6 protein-coding genes and 2 pseudogenes are annotated in these 6,398 nt (G+C 67.1%); 5 read left to right on the top strand and 3 right to left on the bottom strand.

The genetic code is table 11. The features are described 5' to 3' along the window. Positions 1-196 precede the first annotated feature (196 nt). On the top strand, positions 197-355 hold the full coding sequence (locus D7I43_RS32945) for a hypothetical protein (protein WP_158610207.1): 159 nt from the start codon (positions 197-199) through the stop codon (positions 353-355). 51 nt (positions 356-406) lie between these two features. Here D7I43_RS32945 and D7I43_RS32025 read toward each other — a convergent pair whose 3' ends face one another. Then, positions 407-814 (bottom strand): four-helix bundle copper-binding protein, encoded by a 408-nt coding sequence (locus D7I43_RS32025; protein ID WP_120332292.1) that lies wholly within the window; start codon positions 812-814, stop codon positions 407-409. Between the two features lie 101 nt (positions 815-915). Here D7I43_RS32025 and D7I43_RS33980 point away from each other — a divergent pair. The 3 genes and pseudogenes from D7I43_RS33980 to D7I43_RS32005 form a co-directional block, all read left to right on the top strand. After that, positions 916-1,179, top strand: a pseudogene (locus D7I43_RS33980) (multicopper oxidase family protein); the annotation flags it as partial. 445 nt (positions 1,180-1,624) lie between these two features. After that, positions 1,625-2,017 carry a DUF302 domain-containing protein gene (locus tag D7I43_RS32010; protein WP_120332289.1) on the top strand — a complete coding sequence of 131 codons (393 nt, stop codon included), beginning with the start codon at positions 1,625-1,627 and terminating at the stop codon, positions 2,015-2,017. Between the two features lie 52 nt (positions 2,018-2,069). Continuing rightward, a pseudogene (locus tag D7I43_RS32005) lies at positions 2,070-2,510 on the top strand (M56 family metallopeptidase); the annotation flags it as partial. A 505-nt stretch (positions 2,511-3,015) separates the two neighbouring features. Here the strand turns inward: D7I43_RS32005 and D7I43_RS32000 are convergent. Then, a complete protein-coding gene (locus D7I43_RS32000) occupies positions 3,016-4,284 on the bottom strand; it encodes a L,D-transpeptidase (RefSeq protein ID WP_120332287.1) in 1,269 nt (422 codons plus the stop codon). A 549-nt stretch (positions 4,285-4,833) separates the two neighbouring features. Here D7I43_RS32000 and D7I43_RS31995 point away from each other — a divergent pair. Further along, positions 4,834-6,000, top strand: coding sequence for a D-alanyl-D-alanine carboxypeptidase family protein (locus D7I43_RS31995; protein ID WP_120332286.1), 1,167 nt, complete (start codon positions 4,834-4,836; stop codon positions 5,998-6,000). 192 nt (positions 6,001-6,192) lie between these two features. Here the strand turns inward: D7I43_RS31995 and D7I43_RS33330 are convergent. Beyond that, the coding region (locus D7I43_RS33330) for a hypothetical protein (protein ID WP_204985344.1) at positions 6,193-6,398 on the bottom strand (206 nt) is incomplete at its 5' end.

The raw sequence follows: 6,398 nt of genomic DNA, 5'->3' as shown, positions 1-6,398 counted from the left end.
CCGCCCTCATCTGCCTCGCCCGACGCCGCTGCGACGTCCTATTCGCCATGCTCCGCCACAAGACCCCCTACCAACCACGCCCGACGGCCCCCGTCGCTGCTTGACGAAACCCATAGGGACACCCCCCGTTCGGAGGGAAGGCGACGGGCGACAGTGGCGCACGGAGCCGCCGCCCGCGCCACCGAGGGAGGTTGACATGGGTGACCGGGAACAGCTGCACGATCTTCGCCAGCAGGCCCACGTCGCGGGCATCGAGGGCAACTCCAAGATGACCGAGGCGCAGCTGCGCGAGGCGCTGCGCGCGGTCGGCAAGGGCGAGCAGTCGCCGAGGGCCAGGCACGAAGCCAAGCGGTGACGAACGCGGGCGGCGCCGGAACCTCTCGGGGTGCCGGCACCGCTTTGTTCCTTAGCTGATGGTGGCCAGCAACTCCCGGCAGGCGCGCTCGCAGGCGCGGCACGCGTCGGCGCAGACCCGGCAGTGCTCGTGCTTGTCGGCGTGACGTGCGCACTCGTCTCCGCACGCCTTGCACGCCGTGGCGCAGGCCTCCAGCAAGGTGCGGCTGATGTTCGCGTCGTAGCCGGTATGCCGGGACAGCACCCGGCCCGTGGTCGTGCAGATGTCGGCGCAGTCCAGATTCGTACGGACGCACTTGGTCAACTCGGCGACCATGTCCTCGCTCAGGCACGCGTCGGCGCATGCGGTGCAGGCCTGAGCGCAGTCGTTGAGGGCGTCGATCGCCGCCGCCAGCTTCGCCCGGTCGAGGTTGATCGACTTCGGGTACGTTTCCAGCATCGGCAGCGTGGTGCTCGGCATGAGGCAGGTCCTCTCGCTCGGGTTCCCCCTGCCCTACCCGAAGACTCCCGACATACACCGATGGACGTGGGTGGCATGGCGCGAAGACCAGCGGGAGTTATGGCAAGTCCGGACAGGGACTCGCGCTGGTCCGTACCGCAGCCGGAGAGCCTCCGGCAGCGACCGTACGGCAGACCGAACTAGACCGGCAGGTGCTGATCACCACGACACTGCGCGCTGCGGAAAGCGTGGCCTTGCCGAGCCGCCGGCCTGAGCGGGTCCACCGACTCGTGCTGGGCGGCGTGATGATGCCCTACCGTTGGACCATCAACGGCGCCACCTTCGACCAAGCCGAGCCGCTCCTCGTCGAGCGCGGCGAGCGGGTCCCTGATCCCCGCACACGAGGGCACAGATGAAGACACGGGCGTCAGCTGATGCTTCGTGCCCCAGCGATCGGCGATGTCCTGCCCAGGTGGCGAGCGACGACGGAAAGGCCGGCAAGGCGCGCTCTCAGGAGCAGGCGACAACTTGATCGCCGGGTTCCGCCCAAGGCGAAGGCACCGGCCCCACGAGCCCGGAAGGCCGGTGGGGCCGGCGCGGCCGCAGCTTGGCCCCCGGACATCGGTCTAACGCCAGTAGTGCGATGAACCCCTCCGATGCCCAGAACGCCCGCCATGGGGAAGCCGAGCAGGAGATCCTCGAAGCTGCCTGGCGGCGGGTCCAGGCGGCCGGCGTGTTCAGCCAGGTGGGTGGGCACCAGCCCCACGGCCACGAGCAAGAGGATGGCCCCCACAACGTGGTGAACATCTTCCCTACTGAAAGGGAGAGAGCATGAGCTACGCGATTACTGTCCGCCTGTCTGCCGGGTTCGGCCCCACCCTGGACCGTGTGCGGGCGGCGTTGAAGGACCAGGGCTTCGGGGTACTGACCGAGATCGACATGCGGTCGACGCTGCGTGAGAAGCTCGGGATTGGTATGGAGGACTACGTCATCCTGGGCGCGTGTAACCCGCCTCTGGCGCACCGCGCCGTGCAGGCGGACCCGGCCATCGGACTACTCCTGCCGTGTAACGTCGTGGTCCGGGCCGAGGGGCCGGACACCACCGTGGTGCAGGCGATGGACCCGCAGGTGATGGTGCAGCTCAGCGAGGCACCGGAACTTTGGGCGGTCGCGGACGAAGCCGCGGCCCGGCTGCGGGCTGCACTGGACGCCGTAGCGACCTGACACGCGAATGGTTTAGGCGGCTCTCCGGTAACCTGACGGCACCGTCGCGGCGTTCACTGTTGGGCTCGCCCGGCCGCGCGTCGTGGTCACGACGGCACTGCTGGCCGAACTGAAGCAGACCGAACTCGCCGCCGTGCTGCGCCACGAAGCCGAGCATGCCCGTCGCCGGGATCCGCTCCGGCTGCTGGTGAGCCAGGTGGCGCACGCCTGGACCTACTTCCTACCGCTCGCGCGACACCTGCGCCGACACGTAGCGCTTGGCGCCGAGTTGGCCGCCGACCGCGCCGCCATCCGTCACCATGGCCGCCGACCAGTTGCCGCCGCCCTGGTCCAGCTCACCGTCGACGTTCCGTCGCCGGGCCCGGCGTTCGGCGCCGGTCCGACTCTGACGGCCCGCGTACGCCAACTCGAAACCGGCACCGAGCCCCCCGCGCCGCGCATCGGCCAGCGTGACCGCGCCCTGACCGCCGCAGCCACCGTTGCCCTGGCCTGATGGTCCTCAGCGCCACGGCCGTCACACTCACCGCTCCCGCCAGTTGCCTGGCCTGAGGGGCCTACGTTGACGACGCGGGTCGGTGACCGGTGGGTGGCGAGCCGTGCCGCCCTTTCCAGAGCCGAGGAACATGTCCTCGATTCAGATGAACAGCGCCACGAGCGCGCCGCTTATCGATGAAACCGTGCGCTACCGCAGGCACGTCGGCGGCAAGCTGTAGCTGGCTAGCGCGGTCAGAAACGCCAGCGGGAGCCAGTAGAGAGCGATGGCCGTGGCAGGCCCGCCGAATCAAGCCAGGCTGCTACGGCCGTCTCCGCGCACCGATTGGGGCTGCTAAGGCGCGGCAGCCGCGAGTCCGGGCCGGCCTTCTTGGCCTCGCCCGACATGGTGTCGGGCTCCACGCCTAGGAGCAGCTAGCTCTTCTTTCGTGACGGGGTCGCCCCCGTGCTGCGCACGGCGGGACCGGCCGCCGCGGGCGAGCCGGTCCACGTCATGTCGGCCGCGGTCACCTGCCGCGGACGGACGGTGCCGGTGCTGGTGATCCGCCGGCCACCGCGCCTGGATGCGGCGTTTGCACAGGTGCCGGCCGCAGCCCTGAAGCGACGGGCAGAGCACTGCCCTTGACGAATTCGTCCCAACTGACATTCCACGCCGTCCAGCCGTTACCCGCCTGCAACTGCACCTCGGTGCCCTTGAAGGTGACCAGATCGCCGACCTGCGTGATGCCCATCAGCCAGTCGGCGGCTGCGGCGGAGATGTTGGTGCACCCGTGTGAGACGTTGACCTTGCCCTGGTCCCCCTCAGACCACGGTGCCCCGTGGATGAACTCTCCGCCCCAGGTGAGACGCTGGGCGTCCTCGACGTCGATCACGTAGCCACCGTTCGGCTCGCCACGGGTGTCGAAGGTGGTCTGCTCATGCTTTTCCATGATCACCATCTTTCCGCTCGAGGTCGGGGTACTCGGCTTGCCGAGGCTGACCGGGATCTTGCGAATCAGCTTCCCTTCTCGAAAAACCGACATTTGCTTTGTGGCGTTATCGACCTCCAAGGCAACCTGGCGGCCGATCTTTGAGGTGGCGCTCCGGTCGGCATCACCGACGTAATCCTTGCCGATGGGCAGCCCCTCCAGACCGGTTCGGACGCTAATGACGGTGCCAGGTCGCCAGAAATCGGGTGCTCGGTAATAGACTTGGCTGCCATCATCGAGCCACGACCACGTCCCCGGCTGCGGTGGGTCAGTTTTCACGAACAAGCGGCGCTGTACATCCGCTCGCGCCTCTTTGGGGATGGGCGGATCGAAGGCGACAGTTACGGGCATTGCCGTGCCGTATGTCCGCTTGTCCGCGAAATACAAGGTGCTGGTGATTGGCGGTTTCTCCGGTTTCTTCATGGTGGTGAAGGTGACCTTCCTCGTGGTCGTCCCTCCCCCGTCGCCGGTGGCGGTCACCTCGGCGGTGTAGGTGCGTTGGTGCTGCAATGGTTTGCTCGGAACCCAGGCCGAACCGTCCTCCCGCGGCTCAGCCTTGACCGCTTTCCCTTGGTCGTCCCTAAGCCGAACTGCCGTGATCCGGCCACCAGTGACGTGGGCACCGATTTCGGCAGTCACCGGCACATCCCGCGACTGATCGCCCGGCGTAAGCGCGAGATTCGGCGGAACAGCTCGTCCCTCAGCCGGCCGGGCGCCCGATCTCCGTTCAGCAGTGCACCCGGCTAGGACGAACGGTGCGACCGCGATGGTCACCGCGAACAAGGTCAACCGCTGCCTTAACTCCATGATGCATCCCCCGATAGTGACTTCCCGTTGCCCACATTCTGCCTACGAAGCGGCGATAGTAGGTCCACTTGCAGAAAGTTGAGAAAGGCGATGCGGGCGGGCTCTTGGGTCAATCACTGTCGGGCACGCGACCAGACCGTACTGTTTCTGCCCGACTGGTCCGGCCGTGTCGGCCCGCAATCCATCTACCCCGTTGCAACCTTCCCGTTCTCTGCGTCCCCTCGCGGGCGGGCTACCGCCACCTTGTCTCGATCAGCCGAGTTGCTACATCCATTCGGAGGTTGGGGCAGCACATGCACCAGAACAGCAGGACTTCGGCGTCGCGTCGAAAAAGGATGCGGCGCCCGCAGGCACGAAAACTTGCGTATCCATCGGTAACAGGTTGGCATCCCCTGAACCGCCACCGGCTGACCCGTCAACCGTGCATTAAATCAGCAGGAGTTCGTTACGGCCCTCTGCTAGGCGCAAGAACAAGAGTGCGACGGCCATCCCGGCGCTCTTTCTCCAAACAGGCCACAACGACCGACCGCGGGATTACCGTGCAAAGGCATGTCTGCCTCTCGTATTTGGGCTGCGGCGATAAGTACCGTCCTCGCCGTGTCAGCCCTAGCCGCCGTGCCACCAACGCCGGCCGCAGCCGCACAGGAGGTGCCGTGCCCTCGAGTGCCGCCGCCGACACCACTGCCCGCCACTCCACCTCCACCACCGGTTGAGCCGGCTGAGCGGAAAGTCGGCGGGGACGCGCTGGCGACGTCAGGACTGGCGATCCCCGCGGGCGAGCCGATGGCGCCAGCAGTGACCGCCACCGCCTGGGTGGTGGCTGACATCAGCAGCGGTGAGGTCCTTGGCGGGTGCGCTCCGCACGAACGCCGGACGCCGGCCAGCGTGCAGAAGCTGCTGCTGGTAGCGGCCCTCATGCCCCGCCTCGACCCAAAACAGATTGTCGAGGTGAAGCGGGAGGATCTGGCCGACCTTGACCCGGCCAGTTCGTTGATGGGCGTGGTCGAAGGTGGCCGTTACTCGATCGAGAACCTGTGGCTGGGCCTTCTGCTGAGGTCGGGAAACGACGCAGCCAACGTGCTGGCGCGTGTGGGCGGCGGCGACCGAGGCAGGCAGGGCGGAGTCGACAAGATGAACGACGAAGCGCGCCGTCTGCGAGCTAACCAATCCCATGCGGTAACACCGTCGGGCCTGGACGGCCCGGGCCAGTACACCAGCGCGTACGACCTCGCACAGATCGCGCGGGCCACCTTCGCCCGGGAAGACTTCCGGCGATACATGCAGACAAGAGTGGCCACCGTGCCAGCACAGCCGGGCAAGCCGGCGTTCGAGATCGTCAACGACAACACCCTGCTGGATCGCTATCCGGGAATGTTGGGCGGTAAGACTGGCTTCACGTCACTGGCCCGGCAGACATATGTTGGCGTAGCCGAACGTGACGGACGGCGGCTCGCGGTAACCCTGCTCGGAGCGGAGACCGCGCCGCTGGGCAGCCTAGGGGAGGCGATCGCCCTGCTCGACTGGGGCTTCGCTCTCCCTCGCGACACGTCCGCTGGCCGTCTAGTGGAGCCGGAGGAGAAGAAGTCGTCTGCGATGCTGTTGCTGAGTGGCCTCGTCCTCGGCGCTGCGGGCGCACTGGCCCTGACCGTCGCAGCCCACTGGAGACGTCGTATTGGTGCACGCAGGGAATCGGCCACGAGCAGGACTTTTCGCTAGCCGGGCTGAGCGGACCCGTCGTGCATGCCGACGCTAGCGGCATCTGCGGCAACGGGCGCACGGAGCTGGCACACCGCGTGCTGATCGAGAGGCGATGTCGACGTCTGAACTCGAGGGCCCTCCGCGTTGCCCTGTGGTGTTGCGGTTTCATGCCCCATCGCGTCTTCGGCGAACGGCCGTACTCACCACGCTTCAGCCATGCACGACCAGCACATCGTCTCGGTGGCGCGCCTTGTAGCTGGCAGAGGGCGACCAGTGATGCCGCAGCCTCCCGGTTGCGTCCACGGAAGTGGTGTACGACTTGCCCGTGATGGGCGTGTTGGGTAGATAGGAGACGGCCACCGCGCGATCCTTCGAGACGGCTAAGCCCAGTGAAGGAGAGTGATGCGCGATGGCCG

Source organism: Micromonospora globbae (assembly GCF_003610785.1).
Taxonomy (GTDB): domain Bacteria; phylum Actinomycetota; class Actinomycetes; order Mycobacteriales; family Micromonosporaceae; genus Micromonospora; species Micromonospora globbae.
Note: the sequence above shows the minus strand (reverse complement) of the source record. Positions and strands in the feature narration are given on the sequence as shown.

Excerpts from the sequence above, each read along its gene's own strand:
- D7I43_RS32945 (WP_158610207.1), top strand. The coding sequence starts at position 197 with ATGGGTGACCGGGAACAGCTGCACGATCTTCGCCAGCAGGCCCACGTC.
- D7I43_RS31995 (WP_120332286.1), top strand. The coding sequence starts at position 4,834 with ATGTCTGCCTCTCGTATTTGGGCTGCGGCGATAAGTACCGTCCTCGCC.
- D7I43_RS32000 (WP_120332287.1), bottom strand. The coding sequence starts at position 4,284 with ATGGAGTTAAGGCAGCGGTTGACCTTGTTCGCGGTGACCATCGCGGTC.
- D7I43_RS32025 (WP_120332292.1), bottom strand. The coding sequence starts at position 814 with ATGCCGAGCACCACGCTGCCGATGCTGGAAACGTACCCGAAGTCGATC.
- D7I43_RS32010 (WP_120332289.1), top strand. The coding sequence starts at position 1,625 with ATGAGCTACGCGATTACTGTCCGCCTGTCTGCCGGGTTCGGCCCCACC.